This window comes from Tractidigestivibacter sp. (genome assembly GCF_057241865.1).
The window spans coordinates 38,577-62,968 of the sequence record NZ_DBHHPX010000011.1; the positions used below are offsets into that span (position 1 = coordinate 38,577).

Here is a 24,392-nt window from a genome sequence, read left to right on the forward strand (position 1 = left end):
CTTGTCGGACTGTCGAGGTCCCCTGCAAGTCTGCTGAGGAAGCGCTACGCCAGCGTGACCAGGAGCGCCATCTTGAATTGCTTGTCGGCACGCACGGCATGGTGGCCACCGGCGTCAAACTTGAAGGTCTGGCCAGCACGGACAACGTTCTCGACGCCCTCGTAGGTGATGGTCGCCTCGCCGTCCAGTGCGAACACCAGAGCATCGCCGGGAGCGGCGTGCTCCGAAAGGCCAGTGCCGGCGTCAAAGCTCATCAGCACGAACTTCATGCTGTCGTTGTGCGCCAGGTCCATGTTCACGATGCGACCGTCCTGGTAAGGGATGAGGTCTTTGAGGGTGAACGCCTCGCCTGGCTTGATCACGCTGTTCATGGTTGTACCCTTCTCGAGCGAAACCTCGACGTAGACAGTATCCTTCTCGGCGCGCACTCCCACCGGGACATCTGTGGGAGTAGCCACGGCCTGGCCGGTGCAAACGATAGCAGATGTGTGGCCCGTCATCTGGGCCTCGCCGGCAACGACCAGCTCAAGCCGATGATAGCCATAGAGCTCCGCGCTGATGTCGGTCCCGGCCCCGAGACTGAAGTACGAGAGCCCGTTGCCGCCCGCCACCCACACCGGACGCGACACGGTACAACCTGCAACCGGCGGATTATCTGCTGCGATGTCAAATACGTGGCCCGCTGTTTCGTTCATGAGCACTGCTCCTTTCGCTCGGCAATCAGAGATAGGATGGCGCGATACGCAAAGAAGGTATGTTGTCTTTGCAACTGATTAGGTACTGAGTCGCGCGCATATGCCTTGGCTCCCCACTGCAACGACCTTCAAGGGTACGAACGTCACCTAGCCACCATGGCTAAAGCAGTGTTTCTCAGGCCTGACCGTACAGCACCCACGCGCTCCATTGCTGCGCCTACGTCAGCGAGTTCCCCAATGATAAGTCGCCAATTACGAATGACGGTTGGTGGCAGTTCTGAGAAAATCCTTGATGTGAGAGCGGCAAGGTAGTAAATCGCTGACCAGCACTTCATCAAGGCCTGAACCACTTGATACTTGAGGCGCCCCCGGAAAACTGCCACCAACCGTAAAAACGAGCCACCCGGCAATCAGGTTTGCTGTAAAGCGCCCCTCTGGCAGCGATGGAACGCCACGTCACTTCACCAAATGGCACAAATTTACGGTTAGTGGCAGTTTCCGAGGGTATCTCAATGTATCAGAATCTTCGAGGTTTGATTAACTGCTGGTCATCGAATTGATATCAAGAAAGTGACACATCAAGGATTTGCCCAGAACTGCCACCAACCGTCAATTCGTGAAATGGGGTGGCCCTATGGGGCCTTAAACCCAACTGGCCGCAGCGCTCGCCACTCATGCAGCTCATCGCTTTTCTGAATCAAACATCCGATGACCTGCGGAAACGCCAGACTGGCTTCAGGAAAAGCGATGAACCACGGCTGGAGCTAAGCCGCCGCCCCGAAAAAGGCGGCCGCGTTTTCAGCGGGTAAGTGGCATCGACCAGTTGATGCGTGAAGCCCTTTGACATGAAGAAGGCCGCTACATCCCCTCGCAGCGTCCCCTGGCGAACTCGTCATCCAGTCGGGCGAGCCGTACGCGACAGTCGTCGATGGCCTCCTGCAGGCGATCCTCCGCCTCGCGGCGTCGTATGTCGCGACTGCGCCCCTCGTCCTCGGCAACGCCCTGGAACCATCTCAGCTGGGCAGCCGCGGCATCGACCTTTGCCATGAGGGAGGCGGGGAGCAGCCCGGAGGCGACGCGCTCGCTCACGCCGAAGAGCTCTTGGCCCGTGAGGGACGCGGCCTCCTCCACGCGCTCGGCAAGTCTCCTGCCCTCGTCGCGCATGGCGTCGGGCTCGCGCTCCAGCGTGCTGCGCCGTGCCGCACCCTGCCGGCCGATGGCCTCCCGCCTGTGCTCGTACTCCACTCTGTTCATCGGTGCCCCTAGAGCGTCCGCGCGCGTATGCCATCCACCACGTGGAGCGCGCCGTCTGCGGCGACAAGCGCCTTCGCGTCTGCCTCGGCGACCTCGGCCAGGCCGTCATGGTCGCTGCTGCCGGGCACCGGAGCGAGGGAGGAGAGGCGTGTCACTTTTGCCTGGGTTCTCCCCACCTCGGCCTGAAGCAGGTCGCCCGTCGCGGCCTCGGCGGCCGCCTCGCTGGTGCGTATGGTCCCCTCTGCCATGAGGTCCCTCCGTTCCCGCTCGTGCGTCGCTAGTTGCCGGCAAGCTCCCTCTCGAACTCGTCGTGCTCCTCCTTGGTCATGGGGTTGTTATGCAGGAATATCTTCACCGGATAGCCCAAGATGTCGGAAAACTTCTTCTCGTAGGCAGGGATGACCTCGTTCTGGATGTAGAAGCGCCACTCGGTGTCGTCCCGTTCGTAGATGTCGTTCCTCTCCTCCACGCTGCGCGACATGTCGCGCAGCGTCTCGTCTTTGAAAGTGAGCCACAGGACGAGGCTCTCGGCCGGAGCGGGGTTATTGCCGGGATCTGTGGGATTGTGGCTACCGAGGTCGCAGTACAGCACGGTGTGGATGCCATCCCCAAGGGTCCAGGAGCCGTGCTCCCCCTCGTAGCTCGTGAGCTCCTGGTAGGTGCGCGCCGCGAGGACAGCGAGCGCCTGCCTGCCCTCGTCCGTGTCAAGCGATTCGGTGCGCAGGACCTCCATATCCCCCCCTGATAGACGCTCGATGCGCAGGTTGTTCCTCAGGTAGAGGTAGGGCGAGTCGAGATGCGAGCGGCTGCGAAACCATTCCCACATGGTGCTGACAGGGTCATCGGGACGCACGTTGTAGCCTGGAATCCCTTTCGCCTCGAGCTCGGCATCGAGGCTCTGCATGTCGAGCGTCTGCCCGAGGAAGAGCGACAGGGCCCGGTCGTACTTCCCCTGGAGCTCGATGTAGCCCAGGTCCGGCCCGTCGTCCCTCGAGCAGATGCCCTTGGACTTCGCGAGCTTGAAGTCGTAGTCGTAGTCCTGCAACTTCCTCAGGTGCTTGAAGCCGTTAAGCAGGCTCTTCTGTTCCTCGGTCATCGGCCCCCCGGTGGTGGCGAACCATACGCTACCCGCACAGACTGCCGCAGCGCCGAGCGACACCGCCAGCCTGATTACACCCCGACGCGTCAGCTGGCTACTCACCATAGTCCACCGTCTCGTATATCAGGCCGAGCGGGCCGAAGTCGCTCGGCCACACGTACAGCCGCTGCCCCCAGGAGGAGACGATGATCCGGCCTCGCGCGTCGATGCCAATGACCGTAACAGCATGCCCCCCATCGGCATCGAAACACACGCTTCCGTCTTCATGGCAGAACTCCGTGCGAGGCATGTTAAGGATGACGTGCTTCCCCTTGCGCTGGTCGTCTTTCATCGCGTCCATGCCCCCAAGAATGTTCACCGGACGGACAAGCGAAACGCTGGCATCGATATCATACCCCTCAAGCCAACGATGAAGGCGGTACCGCTCGTCAAAGGTGTTCATACCCTCACTGTGCTGTTCATCGGGATCCTCGTGCTCGTCGTACGTGTCCTCATTCTATGACCAGGGCCAGTGGCTAGGGCTGTGGTTGTCTTGGCTCGCATAGTAGTCGAGCAGAAGCCAATCCTTCACCTGACTGTCGGGCACGTCGTCCAGAATGCCGAACCTCTGGTGCAGATCCATGATGGAATATTGCTGCATTGGGACCTGGCCAACGGCGCGCGAGAGGCGATGTGCGCCTGGGATGCCCGAGCCCACGCCTGGTGGGGGCGCTGCGCCCCCCGTGGGCGAGGCAGCGCCTGGCTGCGGCCTTCCTCTGTCTTGTCGTGCAGCGCTTAAGGCCATGCCCATGGTCTCGTCCCCGCCGTCTTGCCACTCTCCGCACCAGCCGGCCAGCCGAACGCGGCCGGGGTACCCGAGCTCCCGCATGGCGCCGTGGCCTTGAGGCCGTGCCTGATGTAGGGCTTGGCTGCCCTGGCCTTCTCCCCCCTTGCTGTAGATCCTGCCCTCCAAACGTCACCGCTTGGTACGTCGGCACCAGGCCCAACCCGCAACATCAAGGCTATCAAACACAGTGCGGCTCGAAGTTCCCCCCGGAGGGATGGGCGGGAGCCGTCCGACGTGCAGCGGTGGAGGTGCCCGCACTGCGGGGCGCGCTTCACATCGCTGACCGGCACGGTGCTCGGAACTGCAAGCAGCCAATCGCCTCCTGGGTGTTCTTCATCAGGCTCGCGCTGTTCGCCGTACCGCTCGACGCGTGCACGGGGCCTGCCGCACCAGCTACCACACCGCCTGGGAGTAGCACCACCTGTTCGCCGTCGCAGGCGGTTACCAGGAGCGAATCGTACTGCGCGGCCATGTCTGAATCGGCGAGACCAACATCAACGATGCCGACCTATCGAAGGCTACGGCCAGACCCACAAGAAGCCGGTCGCCGTCGGCAAGCCGTCCACGACCAGGGTCAGGAAGGCACTCGGGACGCACATTACCGAGGGCTCGACGCTCGTGCACGAGTGGGAGCACGTCCACAACAGCGTCACCCGGGACCTCTCGCTCGCCGACGAGTCGTACAAGATGGACGTCTGGGACCACGCCCACCTGGAGGCCATGGCACTCGTCAACAGCCCCTGCTCGTGGATCAAGCGTTACCTGTGACGCTTCACGGGCATGGACCCGAAGAACCTCCAGTCCTACCTCAACCTCTACGTCTGCCTGTTCCGGCTCAAGCGCGACGACGAGTGGCTGCCAAAGCTCGCAGGGGTGGTGTGCCATCTGCTCATGGCCGACGCGCGTTTCCACAGGCAGCGCATGCCTTCTTATCACCTATCTGGGTAACTGTTAGATTGCCGAAACCCCCGCACGGGCGGAAGGGCTCCGCTTCGTCCCGCGCCCGCTACGCGCACGGGCGACGGCCTTGCCATCACACACGACAGCGGCACCGATGGGCACCTCGCTCTCCTCGGCGGCGAGACGGGCATCGACAAGCACCATGCGCAGTAGTCCTCACCGGTCATGGAGCCCTCCTTGGAAGCTGTTTCGCCCATGTTGCCCCCTATCGACCGCACGAGCATACAAATGCGTCCAGAGCCAGTGGAAGGGGGAACCGGACTCTGGACGCGGGAGACGGCACACCCAAGACGGGCGTGAGCCATGTGATGCGTTATGTGGATGAGCGGCATTCGTGTGCCGTCCTGATGCGGAAGCTCCGCTGGAGCCCGTCTCTACTTGGCAATGTCCTGGAACATCTCCCAAGCCTCGACGTCAGTCATACCCTCGTGCACAATCTTGTTGACACACTGGGCCATCTCGATGGGGTGTGTGGACTGGAAGATATTACGGCCCATGTCAACGCCGTGGGCACCCTTGCAGATGACGTCGTAGGCGAGGTGCAGGGCGTCCTTCTCGGGGAGCTTCTTGCCGCCGGCAACAACGATGGGCACGGGACAGGCGGCCACGACCTCATCGAAGTCCTCGCAGTCGTAGGTCTTAACCATCTGGCAGCCCATTTCGGCGATGATGCGCGTAGCGAGCTTGAAGAAGCGCGGTGTGCGCTCCATATCCTTGCCCACAGCACAGACGCCAAGCGTCGGGATGCTGTAGCGCATGCCGACGTTGATAGTGCGGCTCAGGTTGTCGATGGAGGACAGCTGGCCGTCGGCACCGATGAAGACCTGGGAGGCCATGCAGTCCGCGTTCATGCGGATAGCGTCTTCGATATCAACAGCGACAACCTCATGTGAGAGGTCACCCTGAAGCATAGAAGAGCCAGAGGTGGTGCGCAGAGCGATGGCCTTCGTGATCTCGGGCGGCACGCAGGTGCGGAGGGCACCGCGAGTACCCATGAAGCAGTCCACGTAGGGGGCGAGCTTGGGTAGGAGCAAATCGAGGCGCTCAAGGCCAGCTGTGGCGCCCATGAAGTAGCCGTGATCGAAGGCAAACATGACGGTATTGCCACTCTTGGGGCTAAAGATGTTGGAGAGGTGCTTCTTCATGCCCCAGTCAAGGCTGTTGGCTCCCTTGACGTAGAAGCCTTTATCGTTGGCGAAGGGCACATCGACGTGATAGTCGTGGGCAACCTTGAGATCATCCAAATCAGCCATGTGTCAGAATCCTTTCCACTTGCCCTCCCCACTCCTGGGGAAGACTCCTGTAATGGTGATGGGGGTCTAGGGATGCGGTCGCCGCCAAGCGAACGACCAGCGGAGGCGATGCCGAGATGATTCCGACTTTGCCCTGTCTCGCGCAAGAGCATCGCGTTAATCATAACGACCCCGCAGAAACAAGGAGGGCCGCCGCGCCTTTGCGGCGCCCCCCGTAACAAGCAGGCGCCTATAGCTTAGAAGTTGTAGTTATTCATATTATCCTTGGTGAAGACGAGACGCTCGGGCAACAGCACGACACCGTTGTTCTCATCGCCAGTCTTGGCACCCTCAGAGATGGAGTCGTTGGCCTCGACCTTGACGTCACCGATGCTCGGGATGGAGATGGTGTCGCCAACCCTGACCTTGTTCCCAGCGGCGAGGTAAGCAGCGACGTAGCAGCCCATGGCGCCCTGGATGCCGCAGTCCCAGAGGCCCCAATTGTAGATGGTGCCGTTGGCGCAGTAGTCCTTGATGGACTGCGGGGAGGCAAAGCCGGTTATTGTGATTTTGGTCTGGTCATAACCGGCGGCCTCAGCAGCAGCGAGCTGGCCGGGAAGAGCCGTGGAGTCGTTGCAGATGATGAGGTCAATGTCGGGGAACGCACTCAGGACAGCGGCACCGACCGTCTTGGCCTGCTCGGCGTCCTGATTGGAGTAGTAGTTGTCGGGGTGGACGTTCTCCCAGTTGGGATAGTCCTTCTTGATAATGGCCTCAGCAGCGACCTGCCAGGAGTTCTGGTCGGTAACAGTGGCCTGAGAGTAGTGCCAAGCATAGGTAATCTTGTCGGAGCTGGGATCCTTGCCGCGCTGCTTGAGGCCATCGACGGACATGTCGATGAGCATCTGGCCGAGAATCTCGGGTGTGCCCTGGGAGACCATGAGAGTGCGGTCCTCGGGCTGGGCGTCGGAGTCCCACGTGGCGACGACGATGCCAGAGTCCGTGGCCTTCTTCAGGGCGTCGGACACGCCAGCGGCGTCAACCGTGGAGATACAGAGAGCGTCGACGCCATTGGCGACGGCCTGGTTGATGATGCCAACCTGGTCGGAAGCAGAGGCACTGGAGGAGCCGATGTAGTCGACCGTGAAGCCCCAGTCCTTGGCATACTTCTGAGCACCGTCATTAGCGGACTCGAAGAAGGCGTTGCCCGTGATCTTTGGGATGAAGGCAACGGTCTTGCCGGCAACGTCACCACCGGCGGCGTCGCCGCCGCTCGCGTCAGCGGTCGTAGCGGCGGAACCAGAGCCGCCACCACAGCCAACCAGGCCGAGGCCTGCGACGGCTACGCCAGCGCCAGCCGCCTTCAGGAATCCGCGACGAGTCATGTTCTTCATAACGAACCTCCCTTTTCCTTGCCCCTTACTGGGCACTTGCCTCCGAGTTACCCTTCCTTGCGAATAGCGAGCGCAACCACGGGACCATTCCCGTATTAGTCGCTGCAGAACGCCCGATGATAACCGCGACGAGCAGGATGCCCACCGGGATATCCAAATACTGCGTGCCAATCTTGAAGCACAGGGGAAGACCAAAGCGAAGCAGCGCAATGGCGAAAGACGCAAGCGCCGTACCGATGACCGAGCCCTTGCCACCCGTGGAGAGCGTGCCACCCAGGACGACGGCCGTGATGATGTCCATCGTGAGGTCGCCACCGAGGTCGGACTTTGCGGTCCCCAGGTACGCCGTGAGCACGATGCCGGCAATCGCAGCTGCCAGTGCGCTCAGGACATAAGTGGACATCATCACGCGACGGGTGTTAATCCCAGAGTATTCGGCAGCTGACTGATTTACGCCAGTGAGGAGGACCTTGCGGCCGTACTTGGTCTTGTGCAAGAGGACGAAAGCGACTGCGAGCATTGCACCATAGATGAGGACCTGGAACGGCAGGACGCCACCAATCTGGTAGTTCGCAATGAACTTGAACTCCGGAGGAAAGCCGCTGATGGACTCATAGGACGCAGTGCTCGAAAGCGTGGAGACGAGAAGCGCAACACCGGAGTACAGGAAGCTGCCGCCCAGAGTGATGACCATCGCTTGCACCCTGCAGTAGGCGATAAAGAAGCCCGAGAGTGCGCCACACAGGCAAACAACCACAGTCGCGAGGGCACAGGCGCCCCAGATGGAGAACCCAAAGTCCTGCCAAGCCACACCGATGATGATTGACGTGAGGCCCACGAGCGAGGCAACCTGGATGTCGATGCCTCCGGTGCACATGACGAGCGTGACGAACAGGGCAAGCATGAACACAGCAAGGTTATCGTTCACCGCAGTGAAGAGCAGCTGTGGACGAAGGAACTTGGGGTTCACGGTGCCAAAGATTACAAACTCGAGCACGAGCAGGGCAATGAGGACGAGATTCCAGCCAGCCTGTCCTCGATTGAGAAGCTCCCTGGCCTTATCCATTACGCCTCACCGCCCTTATCGGCCTGAACTGCCGGAGCGTCCTGGGAGACGCGGGCCAGCAGACGATTGCGCTTGTTCTTGATGAGGCTTCGGTGTTGGAGCACAGCGTCGATGACAACGATGACGAGCAGGATGATGCCCGTGATGGCGTTGTCGTAGTTGGATGAGAAGCCCATGAACACAAGCAGGTAGCTGATGGAGGACATGATAACGGCGCCGATGGCAGAGCCAATCACGGAGCCAACACCGCCGGTGAGCGAGATGCCGCCGAGCACGCAGGCCGCGATGGCCTTCATCTCGTAGCCGTTGCCGCTCATCGGGGTGATGAAGCCGATGCGGCTTGCGAAGATGATGCCGCCGACGGAGGCCATGACCGCGCAAATCACATAGGCGATTATCTTGGTCTTGAGCGTGGGCAGGCCGACGAGCGTGGCGCCCTGGGCGTTATCCCCGACGGCCACGAAGTAGCGGCCCTGGCGCGTACGGGTGAGCAGAAGGTGAATGGCGATGACGAGCACGATGATGCAGCAGTAGTACACCGACACCGATCCGATGAGGTTCACCGCGGCGAAATCCTTGAACGCCTTGGGGAGGTTCTCTACCCAGGCACCGTTCGTATACAGGTAGATGAGACCACGCAGGATACCGTTAACGCCGAGTGTGAAAATCAATGAGGGGGCACCCATGATGCACACGCCCCAGCCGTTGATGAGGCCGATTGCGGCGCCGATGACGATGGCGACGACAATGGCAAGGGCAAGCGGCTGGCCATCCCTGAGTAGCGTGCCCACGACGGCGGCCGTGAGACCCAGGTTTGCGCCAACCGAGACGTCGATCTCACCAATGAACAGGACAAATGCCATGCCAACTGCAACGAGCGTATAGACAACGGACGAGTTGAAGCAGGCAGAGATGTTAGACGGATCAAGAAACATTGGGTTCATCGCGCCAACGATGGCGAACAGCATGATGAGAAAGACCGCGCTCGTGAGTTCGCGTGCCCTGAGAAGCTTCTTGACTTTCTCCATCGATTACACCCCTTCCCTCGCATCGCTTGCGAACAGAGACATTCCACCCAATTGGCAGGCTAGGCACATGCCGACACCGCCCCCTTGTCTTTCACGACACCGAACGCGGCGGACATGAGGTTGTCCTGCTTGATGTCGGCCTTCTTGAACTCGCTGTTGATGCGGCCTTGGAACATGACGACCGCGCGATCGGCAAGCTCGACGACCTCCTCCATGTCGGAGGAGATGAGAAGGATCGAAACGCCCGTCTCGCGAAGCTGGTTGAGGACGGCATAGACGTCGCCGCGAGCCGCAGCGTCAATGCCACGTGTTGGCTCGTCGAGAATGACCAGGCGCGGCACGGAAGCAAAGGTGCGGCCGATGACGATCTTCTGTTGATTGCCACCGGACAGGCCACCGACCTCCTGGTCAAGGCCGGTGACCTTTGTGCGAAAGCTGTTCACGTACCGTTGGGAGGTCTCCTCCTCCTTCTTGAAGTTGAGCAGGAAGCCCCCCATGCGCTTGCCGCACAGAAGCGAACTCGTCGTATTCTCGGAGACATCGCGAATACGGAACAGGGCGTCTGTGAAACGGTCCTCGGGCACATAGTTGATGCCGGCGTTGATGATGTCCGCGGTGCTCTTGCCTGTGATGTCCTTACCGTCAAGCAGGACCTTACCGCCAAGCGGCTTCTCCCTGCCAAAAATGGTCGTGGCCATCTCGGTGCGGCCCGCGCCGATGACGCCGGCCATGCCCACGATCTCGCCGGGATACACCTTGAGATTGATATCCTTGAAGCCATAGCCCGAGAAGTCCTTGAGCTCTAAGATGGGCGAGGCGTCGTAGTCGATAGCGCGCGCGGAGGAGGCGGCATCTACGCAGATGCTGGAGGCATCGGGCGGAAGAAGGCCGCGCACGAGATCCTCGCGCGTGAAGTCGCTAACCTTGCCCTGCATGGCAACGATGCCGTCGCGCAGGATTGCGACGTTCGTAGCGAGCTCGAAGACCTCAGCCAGGCGGTGCGTGATGTAGATGATGCCGATGTTCTGCTTCTGCAGCTCGCGCACACAGTTGAACAGGCTCTGTACCTCATCGAACGTGAGAGCAGAGGTGGGCTCATCGAGAATGAGCACTTCGGGATTACGCATGAGTCCACGTAGGACCTCAACGATGCCCTGCTCGGCAATCGACAGCGTCATGGCTTTGCGCTCGAGGTCCATGTGCCAACCCGTCCGATTCATGACATTCTCGAGACGCTCATTCAAGACGGTGGCCTTCTCCTCGAAGCCAATCGTGATGTTCTCGCGAACGGTCATGTTCGGGAACAGCATGGGCTCCTGTGGAACCATGTAGATGCTGTGCGCAAGAGCTGCCTTCGGATTCGAGATGTCAACCTTGTCGCCACCGATGATGACGTCACCGCTGTCGGCCGAGTAGATGCCCATGATGATTTTCATGAGCGTGGACTTGCCGGCACCGTTACCGCCAATGAGCGCGAGGACCTCTCCGTGGTCGACCTCAAGGCTGATGCCCTTGAGAACGGCGTTCGCTCCGAACGACTTGTAGATGTCACGGACGGACAGGAGCTTGGCTTGTCCCTCGATGCCCTCGACAACCTCACGGGGGGCGTCGACGTTGCCCGCAGCGGGTGACGACTAGGTCTCGTTGTCCATTCGATTCCCCTCCCTTGAAACAAATGAACCCGCACACGACTTTTGAGCCTGATTTCGATTCAAAGGTATCCGCATGTCACCACTCCCTAAAGCCCCTAGGGACTGAACGGTAGGATTTGTTCAATAAGCGGTAAATTGTATGTTTGTCAGACGATTGTTCGCCACAATTTGCCAGCAGCCCTTAGCGTCTGTCATCAGCAGAACGGAGATATCGCAGCTTACGGAGCCGTTTCCCGGCAGAGGTGGCCGGGGGTCATGCTTTCACCTCATCGTCTAACATTACCTTTGTAGTTGAGGCTAACAAAACGGCAACTCACCAGCCACAGACCACCCCTCACAGGATTTCCCAAGCGATTCGATTGACATGTCCCCATCCGCGCGTTATATCAAATTTGTACTTTTGTAATTAGCTTCGACATTTGTTTTGTTCTTTGCGACTCATGAGAAGCTTGAAACCAATCGGAGGAGGCTCTCGATGGCAGAGACCGGAAACGAGTACGAACTCGTTCTCAAGGCGGCCTGGTGCTACTACATGGAGAACTACACGCAGCAACAGATTTCGCAGCTCATGGGCATCTCGCGCGGTAAGGTCATACGCCTGCTTGAGAGCGCCCGCAACGAGGGCGTCATCCACTTCATCTTTCGCCAGGAGGACCAGTCGCGCATGGTCATCGAGCGCGACCTCGTCGGCCGCTTTGGGCTGAGTGACGCCTTCGTGATTCCCACGCCGGCGCGCGCAGCCGACCTCACGAATAGCATCGCCAGCGCAGCCTCCATGTACATCGCCAACCATCTGCGCGCAGACGGCTTCCTCAACATCGGCTACGGCGACATGACGGGCATGATTTTGGAAAACCTCGCCGTGAACCGCCGCTCTGACATCAACGTGGCAAGCCTCACGGGCGGAGTGAGCTACTACCTACCCAAGGTGAGATCTGAGGTGTTCTCAATGCACCTCTACCTTACCCCCTCGCCACTCATCCTCTCCACACCAGAGCTACGCGACGCGCTGCTTCACGAGCCATCGGTCCAGGATGTCTACCGCATGACGCTACATGCCGATATGACGGCCGTGGGCATCGGCAGCATGAGCGAGGATGCTACGATCATCCGCAACGGCATCCTCTCCAAGACCGACTTCGCGCTGCTCAAGATGCAGGGTGCCGTGGGTGACGTTCTCAACCACTTCATCGATGCCGATGGCAATCCCGTCGCAACCGACATCGAGCGCCGTGTCGTGAGCACCGACCTTGAGGCACTCCAAAAGATGCGCAACGTCGTGGGCGTGGCGGGCGGCTCGGTCAAGGTGCCGGCAATCAGCGCCGTACTGCGTCACCACTACCTCAACGTCCTTGTCACGGACGAAGTAACGGCAACAGAACTCCTCGACTATCAACCCGAGAGCTAGGAGATGGACACCATGGCAGAGTACCTCATGGCAATGGATGCGGGAACCGGCAGCGTGCGCGCTGTCATCTTCTCCACCAGCGGCGAGCAGGTGGGTTGCGTCCAAAAGGAGTGGACCCACAACGAGAATCCCCGATGGCCCGGTAGCATGGACTTTGACTGGGTCACAAACTGGGAGCTCGCACGCACCTGCGTGAGCGAGGCCCTTGCCAAAACCGGCATCGCACCCACCGACATCGCCGCTGTCTCGACCACCTGCATGCGCGAGGGCATCCTGCTCTACGACAAGGACGGCAATGAGATCTGGGGCTGCGCCAACGTCGACGCGCGCTCCAACGACGAGGTGGACGAGCTTATCGCCATGGACCCCAATCTGGAGGCGGAATTGTACCACGAGAGCGGCCAGACCTACGCCCTTGGCGCCCTCCCTCGCCTGCTATGGGTCAAGAACAAGATGCCCGAGGTATACGAGAAGACCGCACGCATCGGCATGTTCAACGACTGGCTCATCTACAAGCTCACCGGAGAGCTTGCTGTGGAGCCCTCCAACGGCTCGACGACTGGCATCATGAGCCTCAAGACCCGCAACTGGGACCCGAGCATCGCAAAGCGCTGCGGGCTGCGCACCGACATCTTTGGCCCCGTCAAGGAGAGCGGCGAGCTTGCCGGCACCGTAAGCGCCAAAGGTGCGGCCGACACCGGCCTTGCCGAGGGCACGCCCGTCATCGTTGGTGGCGGTGACTGCCAGCTTGGCATGATTGGCGTGGGTGCGTGCCTCCCCGGCCAGGCAGGCATCTTTGGTGGCAGCTTCTGGCAATATGAATTCAACACTGGCAACGCCACGACCGACCCCGCATGTCGCGTGCGCGTCAACTGCCACGCCACCCCAGGCGTCTGGCAGTACGAGGCCCTCGCGTTCAAGCCCGGCCTCGTCCTGCGCTGGTTCCGCGACGGCTTCTGTCAGGCCGAGAAGGAGCAGGCCAAGGCCGAGAGCCGCGATGCCTACGATCTTATGAACGAGAAGGCTGCCAACATCCCCGCGGGCTCCCACGGCATGCTGTGCTGCTTCAGCGACATCATGAACTACATCCACTGGGCGCACGCCGCGCCCACGTTCACCAACTTCGAGCTTGAGCCCGAAAAGTTCAACAAATACACGTTCTACCGCTCGATTCTCGAGAATACGGCACTGCTCGTCCGCGGCCACATCGAGCTGGTCCACGAGGCCACTGGCAACGAGCCCACCGAGCTCATGTTTGGCGGCGGTGCCGCCAAGAGCCCACTGTGGAGCCAGATCGTGGCAGACGTCACGGGCAAGCGTGTGAAGGTCCCCGTGGTGAAGGAGGCCACCGCCCTAGGCGCCGCAATCATCGCCGGCGCAGGCGTGGGCATCTATCCGAGTGTGGCCGAAGGTGCAGCACGGGTCGTGAAGTACGACACCACCTACGAGCCCAACCCCGAGAACGCCGCCGTGTACAGGGAGCTCTACCAGACCTGGAAGAAGGTCTACCGGCAGCAGCTCGAGCTGAGCGAGGCGGGCATCACCAAGAGCATGTGGCGGGCGCCCGGCCTGTAGGACCTCTCGGCAGGACCCTAGCAGGCAAGGATTGATTTTGGCGGAGCCCGGCACCTTCGGGCAGAGCAAGGGAGACAGACATGGCAGAGACGTTTGTCGTCAACGAGGACGATTTTGAGTACCGCTTTGGCGACTCGGGTCCCAAGTACCTGATGAAGGGCCCGCGCATGAACTTCGCGCTCGTACAGTTCCAACCCCATCAGAACTTCCAGGCCCATCATCACAACGTCATGGAGGAGAACTTCTTCATCCTCGATGGCAAGGCGGACATCGTGGTCGACGGCGTGGTGCACACGCTATCTGCCGGTGACTTCATCCACATTGGCCCGGGTGAAATCCACTTTGTGAACAACCCGTACGACGAGCCGATCAAGATGATCTCAACACTTGCCCCCTACCAGCAGACCGATAAAATCGAGGACCCCAACCCGGAGTACTGATATGTAGCTCTTCCTGCCAAGAGGCAGGACCGCCCAGCCCAGTTTTCCCGGAGCTGGGCGGTCTTCGATGTGGTCCTACGAGGGTATCGGCCCCACGTAAGACATGATTGCGAGGAGCGCTACCGGGCACTGCCGCAACCGTAGGGACCGCGCTCCACACGGCTATCCACCATGAGGGCCTCAAAGGAGGCGATGCCTGTCTTGCCCACGCGCGCAATCCGGCCGAGCTCCGGCACGCAGCACCTAGCACCTGATCCGGCGGCAGTAGTCGCTGACGAGCTTGACGAGAGCGGCGGGGGACCGTGCCGACTCGAGGGCGGGGACAAACCCGGGGTGCTCGTCAACCAGGCTGAACAGCTCGTCGAGCGCCCGGGCATGCGCGACGGGAGTCTGAAGGCAGAGGACCATCACGATGCCGATGGGGACCTCGTCACCACCGATTGACACCTTCACCCGGTCGCGAAGCGTGACCACTGAGACGGCCGGCCTGTTCCTGCCGTCGGGCTCCGCATGCGGGGCGCAGAGCGGCGCGAGAATCACGCCGTACTGCTCATAGTCGGCAGCAACGCCGAGAATCGCCCGGTAGTAGTCCTCTGTCATCCAGCCGGCATCAAGCAACGGCCCAGACGCCTTGGCCACGGCGTCCTCCCAAGAGCTGGAGGCAATCCCGACCTGTGTGAACTCCTCGCTCACAAGCTCGTCGAGGGACAGGAGCCCGGGAAGCGCGGGCGCGTCCGCTGTCTGCCTTTCGCCCACGATGTCACGGATTCCCCGCTCAAGGGCAGCAGCGTCCTTGATGTCGCATGTTGCACGCACCAGACCAAGGAGGTCGTCCACGATCTCGCTCTCGCCATGCAAGCCCACCGGAGAATGGAGGAACGCTTCGATCTTTCGTATGTCAACGCGCGAGAGCATCGGAGTCACGCGAATCGTCGGCTTTGGAAGCGCACCGGGCAGCTCGACGGTCGTAAGGACAACGTCAACGTCAGAATAGTCAAAGAGGCGGCAGTCGCGCGCCGACAGCTTGGCGACGACTTCCAGATGCGAGAACTCCTTCGCAAGCGACCGAGAGAGAAACGCAACTGTCCCCATCCCGGCGCCGCAGACGAGCACTGCCCTGACGGACCTGTTGACCGCCGGATTTTGGCGAAGGCGCTCGAGCGCGGCCCCAACGTACATGACAACGAAACCGACCTCGTCGTCACTCGCGGTCAGCCCATACTCCCCTTGGGCGGCAAGCAGCGCCCCCCTGCAGATTGAGAACAGGTCCGGGAAGCGCCCCCGGACGCTTGGCAGCAGGTCGCATCTTGCCTGGATGCCAAGGCGCTCTCGTGCGAGAAGGGCCTGAACGTGGATGCGCAGCCCGTCAACCAGCTCCTCGTCCAGGTACAGATCGTAGCCAATCTTCTCCGAGATGACGGAGACGAGCCTGCCCACGACGCGCTCTGCGGCACCCGTACGGATGCGCCCCGAGGCGTCCACACGCATCTTCGGTGCCGCCAGCAGCATCGCTCCCAAGGCATCAACCTCACGGTCAAGGCTCTCCCCTTCGGCAACGGCGCCAGCCCCATCGAACAGGGAGACAAGCGATGCACGAGCCTCATCGGTGACCGCGTCGAGCTCGGCGGGCAACCCGGAGACATAGTGGCCCTGACGGGTCCTGATGCGCGTGGCATTGAGGTAGTACGTCAACTGGACATAGGCCGAGTCCGTAAGGCTCTCGCCAACGTCATCGAGGTAGCGGTCAAGCGCAAACGCCATGCGCTCGAGCTCCCCCTCGCAGGCAAAGCCCCTCTCGTAAACCGAGCAATCGCTCGCGTCGCCTTGTACGGAGAACAGGTTCGCGTAGACACCAAGCCCCTCCCCGACGAAGTCTGACATCACCTGGCGCCTGCGATATTCGCTCACATCAAGCGCCCAGCCGCCTTGGGGTGCGTCGAGAAGCCCGACGCCATGAGCCCACAGCCATCCGGCGGCGCGCTCCATGTCTCGCAACGCCGTCGTCCTGCTTACGCCGAGGGCGCAGGCAATGTCGGCTGCGGTGGAGGGGCAGGTTTCATCCAACAGGCCCGAGACGATGGCGTACATGCGCTGCTCGCCGGACAGACAGACGCTCTTCGCATCCGGGACCCCATTGCTTTGGGAGACAAGCTCCGCTGCGCGAGCGACGTCTTGCATCGCAATCGAGAACCCCCTGCGAGGAACGCGCTCCAGCACGATGCCGCGCTCCCCGAGCCAGTCGGAGAGCGCGGCAACCTCATACCTCACGGTCCTCTCGGAGACGCCGAGCTTGCGGGAGAGCTGTTGGGCCGTCACAGCAGAGAACGGGTCGTCCATGAGACACCGCAGGATATCCCATGAACGGGCGTTCATCTGTCGCATTCGCAGGTCCTCCTACTCGTCAAGGGCCGCCCTCAGCGAGGAGATGTACTCTCTGGAATTCCCCTCAAGAACGGCCTCGATGATGCTGCTCCCCACGATAACGCCGTCGGCCCCCATCGCCATCAGGCTCTTGACCTGGCTGGGCCTGGAGATGCCGAAGCCGGCGCAGAGTGCGGCTGTGGCCCCCGCGTTGCGTAGGCGGGCGATGTCGTCCGCAACGCAAGGAGAGACGCCCTCGCGAGGCCCGGTCTTTCCCTCCTGTGCCTGGAGGAACAGGTAGCCGCGACCAGCGGCGGCATAGCCCGCAACATCCTCGTCCGCGAGATCGATGGGAACGAACAGCGGCTCAATCAGGCCGTTGCGCTCAAGGGCCTCGGAGAGCGCCGCCTTCGCTGCATCTGGGACATTGGGGGCAAGTACGCCATCCGCCCCTGCTGCGGCGACGTGCTCGCAGAACACATCGACACCCATGGCCTCTATGACCTCATAGTAGGTCATGAGCTGGAGGCAGACATCAGGGTAGGCGTTTCTGAGCGCAGAGATAGAGTCCACGGCGGCCGCAGGACTCGTCACCTCAAGCGCACGAGCCATCGATGAGGCAACGACAGCGCCATCAAGCACGGGCCTCTCGTATGGAATGCCGAGTTCGAGGACGTCTATGCCATCATCGATGAACTCACCGACACGGGAGATTGCATCTCCCATCTTGAAATCGCCTAGTGGGAAGTACCCCACGAAAATCTTGTCTCCTGCGCTTTTCTTCTCGCCCAGAACCTTCTCCATGTGGTTCACGGCTACCCTCTCCCATTGATTGCGTCATTGATGATACGGGCGATTTCCGAAGAGTCCCGGCAGGCAAGGAGCCGGCCGCACATGGGCTCATCCGAGAAGACGCCAATCAGCTTGCCAAGAACATCGAGGTGGCCTGTCGGGTCATTGACTGCGAGCATTGCAATCAAGCCGACCTCGATATCCTGCTCAAAGTCGTCCATTCTCTTGAAGCTGACCGGGCCAGCGCAGCGGCCGATTGCGATTGCCGCCCCGAGCACGCCGTCCGGCTCCCCATGCGGCATCGCAACGCCGCAGAGGGGAAACTCGATTCCGGTGGGATAGTCCCTCTCCCTCTCCAGAACGGCGTCGACATAGGTGGCCTTGGCGAAGCCATCGGAGACGAGCAGGCCCCCAAGTTGCCTGATTGCGTCCTCAGAGCTGGTCGCGCGAAGCATGGGTATCACCAGCTTTGGCGAAATCGCAATCGCATTGCTCATCATGCATCCCCCCACAACACCGCAGGGGGCGATTCCAGCGTTTCTGCCCCCTGCCAAAAACCGCTACTTCACGATGTCGTAAATCTGCTCGAAGACCTTGTCGGCACCAACGCCCGTCAGGATTGCCGTCGCCTTAATCGTGGGAACGTCAAGGGGTGGAAGCTGCGTTGCCGAGCAGACCACATCGGGATGGATCTGTGAGACCAGGGCGACCACCTCGCTCACACGACAGGTCGAGGCCTTTGCCTCTACTCCCTTGCCCTTGAGGTACTTCTCGATCTTCATGGCGATGTTCTTCGAGGTGACGCCACCCGTACCGCAGGCAACGACGATCTTCTTTGCATCCATTGCTACCTCCAAACAAGACTTGCATCCGCTACCTTGTGTCGCACCAGCAAGCTCGCCTTACGCGAAGATTGCAAACACCTGGCCGATTGCCCAGGCAACCCAGCTCGAGCCGATACCCAGCGTCGTAGAGAGGGACTCGAAGGGCAGGCCGTTCATGGCGGCGCACTGCGTGTACCAACCGGCCGTGGCGGTGCAGACGTAGAGCGTAATGATCATGACGACCACGCCGGCGATGAATCCACGGAAGATGTTCTTCTTGCAGAAGGGCATGCAGCAGCTGATGAGGAACGGTGCGGCAATAGCAAGGTCGGCCATCGGCAGGACGCGGTTGCCCGGAAGGATGAAGGCAAGGAGCAGCACGACGGGGGTGACCAGGATACCGGTTGCCATGACGTCGGGCATGCCGATGAGAATGGCGGCGTCGAGACCGATGTTGAGGTCACGGTGGAACCTCTTGGCGCAGATGTCACGCATCCCGTCAGCGACGGGGGTGATGCCCTCGACAAGGATGTTCTCGACGCGTGGGAAGACGATCATGAAGGCCGCCACGGTGATGCCAAGCAGGAACGTCTGACCAAAGCCCTGGCCACCGGCGATGCCGAGCACGATGCCCATCACGAAGCCAATCATGGACGGCGAGACAAGGCCGCCAAAGCGCTCCTCGATCTTCTCGGGGCTCCAGTCAATTTTAGCGAGCACCGGGATTTTTTCGATGACCCAATTCGCGGCCATGCCGACGGGAGCAAAGATGACGGCGTTGCCGTGAGGGATGGAGACGCCATCGAGGCCGTAGGCCTTCTGGATTGCCGGCGCGGTAAGATCGGCAAACTTAAGGACGATAATCTCGTTGATCACGTAGGCAGCGATGGCAAGGGGCACGCTTCCGGTGATTGCCCAGACATAGGAAGATGCAAGCGCCCACACAGAGTAGTTGAACACATCAACGTCAAAGGTGTCGGTAAGCCTGAGGACAATCATCAGGGCATTGACCGCAAGGCCGACGACCAGCAGAATGGCGTAGAAGCTGAGTGGAAAGAGGACCGAGGAGTACGCCGAGCCGAGACCGAGGTCAATGATGTCAAGTTTGAGTCCCGTAGCCTCTACGACCTGGGTGAGGATCGGCGTTGCCGCACCCGAGAACATGCCAACCATCGTGCTCATTGCAACAAGGGCACCAGCCACATAGATGGAGCAACGCAGGGCCTCTCCGACCTTCAGCCTGGCGAGAAGAAGACCTACCAGGAAGATTCCGATCATCACCATGACCGATGACGGCAGAGCCGCATACCAGTTCAAGGCTCCCAATATGATGTCCATTCATGCCTCCTTTTCCGAGGACTGCCTTGACTAGAAGTCTATGGGTGCCACGGACCAGCGGACAGACCACTTGTTTCACCGCCCAATCCGGCAACTTTGAACAGGCAAACGGCAGACGGCGCAGGCAGGCGGAACGATGGGGGCAGGAAGGCCAAGGTGATGTGCTGGAGGCCTGCCTGTACGTAGGTAACGGCGCCCGAGTACTGGTGAGAGGTCTAGGCCAAGGCGGCTGAGAGGCGCTAGTGACGGTACAGAAATACGTTCGCTTTCTTGGGGGCTGGCCTTAGCGCCAAGCCTCCATCTTTGTATGCGCTTTGCCATGGGGAGAGTGCCAAAGGCGATTGTGTCGGGAATGACGCTCCTATGGTGTGTCAAGGGGCGTTTCGCCGCTCTTGCCGATTTCACTCAGAGGCACCGAGTGCCTGTCCCGGAGCTCGTAGCGCCTTCTCGTCCCTCGCTCGATCCCGTTGATCCTGACAGGCTTGGTACCTAGCCTGTCAGCGACCTGCCTCTGGGTGAGATGCGCCTCCACCCGCCTCGACCTGAGGTCTCCACCGTCCTCGTGCGCCCTGGCTGCTGGGTTCATGAGGGCGCGGCAGGCCTCCCTGGCGGTGTGCCTCCTGAGGCACCGTACGATCGCGCGCTTCGGCTTGCCCCCTCCGTCCTCTTGACTACGACTCTCCAGGACATCGCATTTCAATCCACGCCCCTCGTATGAGGGGCGACTCGAGCCAGCGCCAGTACCCTCTCTTCGCCGCCTCATTTCAATCCACGCCCCTCGTATGAGGGGCGACCGAGGCAACCAAGGCGTTCTACCGCGAGCTGCAATTTCAATCCACGCCCCTCGTATGAGGGGCGACGTGCCGTGTTCGTCAACGGATATGACGCCACGCTATTTCAATCCACGCCCCTCGTATGAGGGGCGACGCGGTGCCTAGCAGTTTTCTTCTCTGTATGCAAATTTCAATCCACGCCCCTCGTATGAGGGGCGACCAGCGTGGACTTGCCGATGCCCTCCACACCATAGATATTTCAATCCACGCCCCTCGTATGAGGGGCGACCAGGCTGCCGTCCGGGTTGGCGCGCTCGACGGAATTTCAATCCACGCCTCTCGTATGAGGGGCGACAGGACCCGGGGCGCATGCGGGTGTCGGACCTGGAATTTCAATCCACGCCCCTCGTATGAGGGGCGACTGCGAGCCAGTGAGGTCGTGGCTGCCCATCGTGGTATTTCAATCCACGCCCCTCGTATGAGGGGCGACCGAGCGGGCGCACGTCTGCGCACCGCACCGGTCCATTTCAATCCACGCCCCTCGTATGAGGGGCGACGTGTGGTGGGGACTTGGACGAGGGGTACGGGTGATTTCAATCCACGCCCCTCGTATGAGGGGCGACGCGACACCTCGCACGGCATCGGCGGCACGGACTAGATTTCAATCCACGCCCCTCGTATGAGGGGCGACCCGGTAGGGGGTCCCCACACCCTTACGTAGTAAGATTTCAATCCACGCCCCTCGTATGAGGGGCGACGCGTGTAGCAGTCGTCGGTGGTCCTCTTCGATTTATTTCAATCCACGCCCCTCGTATGAGGGGCGACCCGCACGGGCCATGCCGTACTCGTAGGCGATGGAGTCATTTCAATCCACGCCCCTCGTATGAGGGGCGACCTAGCTGGCAATCTCGTATCCCATGCCGCGATAATTTCAATCCACGCCCCTCGTATGAGGGGCGACACATTGTACTGTACAGCGATGTAGTGTGCTGTTATATTTCAATCCACGCCCCTCGTATGAGGGGCGACGTGTTGATAATGCCGCCACCAAGACAGACATCACATTTCAATCCACGCCCCTCGTATGAGGGGCGACTTCCTGCCACCGTCACCGAGTCCATCTGCTGCAAATTTCAATCCACGCCCCTCGTATGAGGGGCGACGAGAACATGGCCTTCTGCTGCTCGTCACGGACGATTTCAATCCACGCCCCTCGTATGAGGGGCGACTCCATCTCCTCGGCCAGCTGTCCGGTCATGGTATCATTTCAATCCACGCCCCTCGTATGAGGGGCGGCGAAGTTGCTCATCACATCTGGGCCATTGGCCTTATTTCAATCCACGCCCCTCGTATGAGGGGCGACAGAGGGGAGACGTCCTTGTGCTGTACGGGCAGGAATTTCAATCCACGCCCCTCGTATGAGGGACGATGTCCCGCATCGCGTCACCCATCGCTCTCACCTCATTTCAATCCACGCCCCTCGTATGAGGGGCGACACGCGTCGGGGTCGTAGTCCGGGCACACCGCGTCATTTCAATCCACGCCCCTCGTATGAGGGGCGACGCGGGGGCGACCTCGGCAAGGTCGTGGGCGACTGATTTCAATCCACGCCCCTCGTATGAGGGGCGACTCGCGATTGCGACCAACCGTGTGCTCAAGCTGGGATTTCAATCCACGCCCCTCGTATGAGGGGCGACCAGGACGTCGCCGAAGACGAAGTTGCCCGAGAATTTCAATCCACGCCCCTCGTATGAGGGGCGACTTCCTTTCCTGCCTGCTGTGTTACTGGCAATCAATTTCAATCCACGCCCCTCGTATGAGGGGCGACACGCCGAGGCACCGGAGCTGTAAGACACCTAGGAATTTCAATCCACGCCCCTCGTATGAGGGGCGACATCGGCCTCCTGGATGCCATCGAGGTGGCACAGATTTCAATCCACGCCCCTCGTATGAGGGGCGACCTCGACGGGTTGCCGTTCTGCCGGTCCGGCGCATTTCAATCCACGCCCCTCGTATGAGGGGCGACGATGGTGGTCCCGATGCCGATACCGCTCTAAACGATTTCAATCCACGCCCCTCGTATGAGGGGCGACCATGGAGCAGCCCGTCAACGGCACCGACGAGCATTTCAATCCACGCCCCTCGTATGAGGGGCGACCACAGTCACGGTGCTCGGCCCGTAAGCCGGGCGATTTCAATCCACGCCCCTCGTATGAGGGGCGACTGCCGCAGAGCGACTGGTTGGCGTCGCGGAAGTCATTTCAATCCACGCCCCTCGTATGAGGGGCGACCTCACGACGATGCCGCGCCGCACGAGAGCGCGTCTATTTCAATCCACGCCCCTCGTATGAGGGGCGACCCGGTAGCTGGTTGGTGCCGCCCTCCACGTCGATATTTCAATCCACGCCCCTCGTATGAGGGGCGACCGAGTACGGCATCCGGCTCTAACAGACAGCAAGCATTTCAATCCACGCCCCTCGTATGAGGGGCGACCACCACCTACCGGCGCTATGTCCGTCCTGACGGATTTCAATCCACGCCCCTCGTATGAGGGGCGACGTGCGGGGGCGACCTCGGCAAGGTCGTGGGCGACTGATTTCAATCCACGCCCCTCGTATGAGGGGCGACGTGGTGTGGCGGGCGGCTATGCGGGCGATGTCGAATTTCAATCCACGCCCCTCGTATGAGGGGCGACATATTAAACGACACTTTACACATTGTCTAGTACATTTCAATCCACGCCCCTCGTATGAGGGGCGACCAGCGTCGCCGCGAGCGCGGTGCTCCACTCGCTAGCATTTCAATCCACGCCCCTCGTATGAGGGGCGACCGTGGACCCCCGGTATCCCCCTCATCGCCGCCACATTTCAATCCACGCCCCTCGTATGAGGGGCGACTACTGCCCAAGCTGCGGGTGCCGCGTGATACGAGATTTCAATCCACGCCCCTCGTATGAGGGGCGACCGAGCTGGCGCGCGTGGTCCACCGCCGCGTCGAGATTTCAATCCACGCCCCTCGTATGAGGGGCGACTAGACGGTCCCGGCCGTGACCTTGGCGGTGGAATTTCAATCCACGCCCCTCGTATGAGGGGCGACAACTTGGGAGGACACGGCCTCCCACTCATCTCATTTCAATCCACGCCCCTCGTATGAGGGGCGACACCTGGAGACCTCACACGCCTTGATCGCGTGCAATTTCAATCCACGCCCCTCGTATGAGGGGCGACTGTCGCTGAACACCCTTGACGGGGAGTGGGTCTGATTTCAATCCACGCCCCTCGTATGAGGGGCGACGCTGCGATGCGGTTGTGCAGTTGGGACAGTCAACATTTCAATCCACGCCCCTCGTATGAGGGGCGACGGCCGCCTGCGAGGCAGAGCAGGACAAGCTAGAATTTCAATCCACGCCCCTCGTATGAGGGGCGACTCTGGCCTTGGTGAGGTCTTCGTGTCCTGATCCCAATTTCAATCCACGCCCCTCGTATGAGGGGCGACTCCCATCAGGAGCCCGAGCAGCCCCAGGGTGAGACAATTTCAATCCACGCCCCTCGTATGAGGGGCGACCCTGCCACGCCTGCATGAGCTGGCTGAGGGCGTCATTTCAATCCACGCCCCTCGTATGAGGGGCGACCAGAGACGCTCATCTTGATGCCCTCGACGCTATAATTTCAATCC

24 protein-coding genes and 1 CRISPR repeat array (1 of these 25 only partly in view) are annotated in these 24,392 nt (G+C 60.8%); of the genes, 6 read left to right on the forward strand and 18 right to left on the reverse strand.

Features of this window, described 5'->3' with window-relative positions; all coding sequences use genetic code 11:
• Positions 1-44: 44 nt before the first annotated feature.
• The 6 genes from ACO59D_RS05280 to ACO59D_RS05305 form a co-directional block, all read right to left on the reverse strand.
• Positions 45-695, reverse strand: coding sequence for a cupin domain-containing protein (locus tag ACO59D_RS05280; protein ID WP_485126081.1), 651 nt, complete (start codon positions 693-695; stop codon positions 45-47).
• 858 nt (positions 696-1,553) lie between these two features.
• Positions 1,554-1,949 (reverse strand): hypothetical protein, encoded by a 396-nt coding sequence (locus ACO59D_RS05285; protein WP_485126082.1) that lies wholly within the window; start codon positions 1,947-1,949, stop codon positions 1,554-1,556.
• Positions 1,950-1,957: 8 nt separating this feature from the next.
• Positions 1,958-2,197, reverse strand: a complete 240-nt coding sequence (locus ACO59D_RS05290) for a hypothetical protein (protein WP_485126083.1) — start codon at positions 2,195-2,197, stop codon at positions 1,958-1,960.
• 29 nt (positions 2,198-2,226) lie between these two features.
• Positions 2,227-3,045: a hypothetical protein gene (locus ACO59D_RS05295; protein ID WP_485126084.1), complete on the reverse strand. Its 819-nt coding sequence runs from the start codon at positions 3,043-3,045 to the stop codon at positions 2,227-2,229.
• A gap of 97 nt (positions 3,046-3,142) precedes the next feature.
• Positions 3,143-3,490 (reverse strand): hypothetical protein, encoded by a 348-nt coding sequence (locus ACO59D_RS05300; RefSeq protein ID WP_485126085.1) that lies wholly within the window; start codon positions 3,488-3,490, stop codon positions 3,143-3,145.
• A gap of 54 nt (positions 3,491-3,544) precedes the next feature.
• Positions 3,545-3,670 (reverse strand): hypothetical protein, encoded by a 126-nt coding sequence (locus ACO59D_RS05305; protein WP_485126086.1) that lies wholly within the window; start codon positions 3,668-3,670, stop codon positions 3,545-3,547.
• 822 nt (positions 3,671-4,492) lie between these two features.
• On the opposite strand from ACO59D_RS05305, the gene ACO59D_RS05310 reads away from it, so the two are divergent.
• The gene (locus ACO59D_RS05310) at positions 4,493-4,642 is read left to right on the forward strand and encodes a hypothetical protein (protein WP_485126087.1); all 150 of its coding nucleotides are present in this window, start codon (positions 4,493-4,495) and stop codon (positions 4,640-4,642) included.
• Positions 4,643-4,654: 12 nt separating this feature from the next.
• Positions 4,655-4,822 (forward strand): hypothetical protein, encoded by a 168-nt coding sequence (locus tag ACO59D_RS05315; protein ID WP_485126088.1) that lies wholly within the window; start codon positions 4,655-4,657, stop codon positions 4,820-4,822.
• Positions 4,823-4,825: 3 nt separating this feature from the next.
• Here ACO59D_RS05315 and ACO59D_RS05320 read toward each other — a convergent pair whose 3' ends face one another.
• The 6 genes from ACO59D_RS05320 to ACO59D_RS05345 form a co-directional block, all read right to left on the reverse strand.
• Entirely contained in the window at positions 4,826-4,978 is a 153-nt protein-coding gene (locus ACO59D_RS05320) for a hypothetical protein (RefSeq protein ID WP_485126089.1), read from the reverse strand.
• Positions 4,979-5,208: 230 nt separating this feature from the next.
• On the reverse strand, positions 5,209-6,087 hold the full coding sequence (lsrF, locus tag ACO59D_RS05325) for a 3-hydroxy-5-phosphonooxypentane-2,4-dione thiolase (protein ID WP_485126090.1): 879 nt from the start codon (positions 6,085-6,087) through the stop codon (positions 5,209-5,211).
• A 236-nt stretch (positions 6,088-6,323) separates the two neighbouring features.
• Positions 6,324-7,460, reverse strand: a complete 1,137-nt coding sequence (locus ACO59D_RS05330; RefSeq protein WP_485126091.1) for a substrate-binding domain-containing protein — start codon at positions 7,458-7,460, stop codon at positions 6,324-6,326.
• A gap of 25 nt (positions 7,461-7,485) precedes the next feature.
• Positions 7,486-8,526 (reverse strand): ABC transporter permease, encoded by a 1,041-nt coding sequence (locus tag ACO59D_RS05335; protein WP_485126092.1) that lies wholly within the window; start codon positions 8,524-8,526, stop codon positions 7,486-7,488.
• A complete protein-coding gene (locus tag ACO59D_RS05340) occupies positions 8,526-9,554 on the reverse strand; it encodes an ABC transporter permease (RefSeq protein ID WP_130811771.1) in 1,029 nt (342 codons plus the stop codon). Before ACO59D_RS05340 ends, ACO59D_RS05335 begins: the two co-directional genes overlap by 1 nt.
• A gap of 59 nt (positions 9,555-9,613) precedes the next feature.
• Positions 9,614-11,101 (reverse strand): sugar ABC transporter ATP-binding protein, encoded by a 1,488-nt coding sequence (locus ACO59D_RS05345; protein WP_485126103.1) that lies wholly within the window; start codon positions 11,099-11,101, stop codon positions 9,614-9,616.
• Here ACO59D_RS05345 and ACO59D_RS05350 point away from each other — a divergent pair.
• From ACO59D_RS05350 to ACO59D_RS05365, 4 genes are all read left to right on the forward strand, one after another.
• Positions 11,042-11,185, forward strand: coding sequence for a hypothetical protein (locus ACO59D_RS05350; protein ID WP_485126093.1), 144 nt, complete (start codon positions 11,042-11,044; stop codon positions 11,183-11,185). The two genes, ACO59D_RS05345 and ACO59D_RS05350, sit on opposite strands and share 60 nt — an antisense overlap.
• A gap of 496 nt (positions 11,186-11,681) precedes the next feature.
• Positions 11,682-12,614, forward strand: coding sequence for a sugar-binding transcriptional regulator (locus tag ACO59D_RS05355; protein ID WP_130811769.1), 933 nt, complete (start codon positions 11,682-11,684; stop codon positions 12,612-12,614).
• A gap of 12 nt (positions 12,615-12,626) precedes the next feature.
• Complete coding sequence (lsrK, locus tag ACO59D_RS05360) at positions 12,627-14,189, forward strand: autoinducer-2 kinase (protein ID WP_485126094.1); 1,563 nt, start codon at positions 12,627-12,629, stop codon at positions 14,187-14,189.
• Between the two features lie 80 nt (positions 14,190-14,269).
• Positions 14,270-14,629 carry a cupin domain-containing protein gene (locus ACO59D_RS05365; protein ID WP_485126095.1) on the forward strand — a complete coding sequence of 120 codons (360 nt, stop codon included), beginning with the start codon at positions 14,270-14,272 and terminating at the stop codon, positions 14,627-14,629.
• A gap of 243 nt (positions 14,630-14,872) precedes the next feature.
• On the opposite strand, the gene ACO59D_RS05370 is transcribed toward ACO59D_RS05365, so the two are convergent.
• From ACO59D_RS05370 to ACO59D_RS05395, 6 genes are all read right to left on the reverse strand, one after another.
• Positions 14,873-17,011, reverse strand: coding sequence for a BglG family transcription antiterminator (locus ACO59D_RS05370; RefSeq protein ID WP_485126096.1), 2,139 nt, complete (start codon positions 17,009-17,011; stop codon positions 14,873-14,875).
• 12 nt (positions 17,012-17,023) lie between these two features.
• Complete coding sequence (trpA, locus tag ACO59D_RS05375; RefSeq protein WP_485126104.1) at positions 17,024-17,794, reverse strand: tryptophan synthase subunit alpha; 771 nt, start codon at positions 17,792-17,794, stop codon at positions 17,024-17,026.
• A gap of 11 nt (positions 17,795-17,805) precedes the next feature.
• Positions 17,806-18,282 (reverse strand): PTS sugar transporter subunit IIA, encoded by a 477-nt coding sequence (locus tag ACO59D_RS05380; RefSeq protein WP_485126097.1) that lies wholly within the window; start codon positions 18,280-18,282, stop codon positions 17,806-17,808.
• A gap of 60 nt (positions 18,283-18,342) precedes the next feature.
• A complete protein-coding gene (locus ACO59D_RS05385) occupies positions 18,343-18,627 on the reverse strand; it encodes a PTS sugar transporter subunit IIB (RefSeq protein WP_130811763.1) in 285 nt (94 codons plus the stop codon).
• A 57-nt stretch (positions 18,628-18,684) separates the two neighbouring features.
• Entirely contained in the window at positions 18,685-19,944 is a 1,260-nt protein-coding gene (locus ACO59D_RS05390; RefSeq protein WP_485126098.1) for a PTS transporter subunit IIC, read from the reverse strand.
• Positions 19,945-20,305: 361 nt separating this feature from the next.
• Complete coding sequence (locus ACO59D_RS05395; protein ID WP_130811761.1) at positions 20,306-20,530, reverse strand: helix-turn-helix domain-containing protein; 225 nt, start codon at positions 20,528-20,530, stop codon at positions 20,306-20,308.
• A 107-nt stretch (positions 20,531-20,637) separates the two neighbouring features.
• Positions 20,638-24,392: a CRISPR direct-repeat array (repeat unit 33 nt; unit sequence ATTTCAATCCACGCCCCTCGTATGAGGGGCGAC); it runs 3,846 nt beyond the window's last position.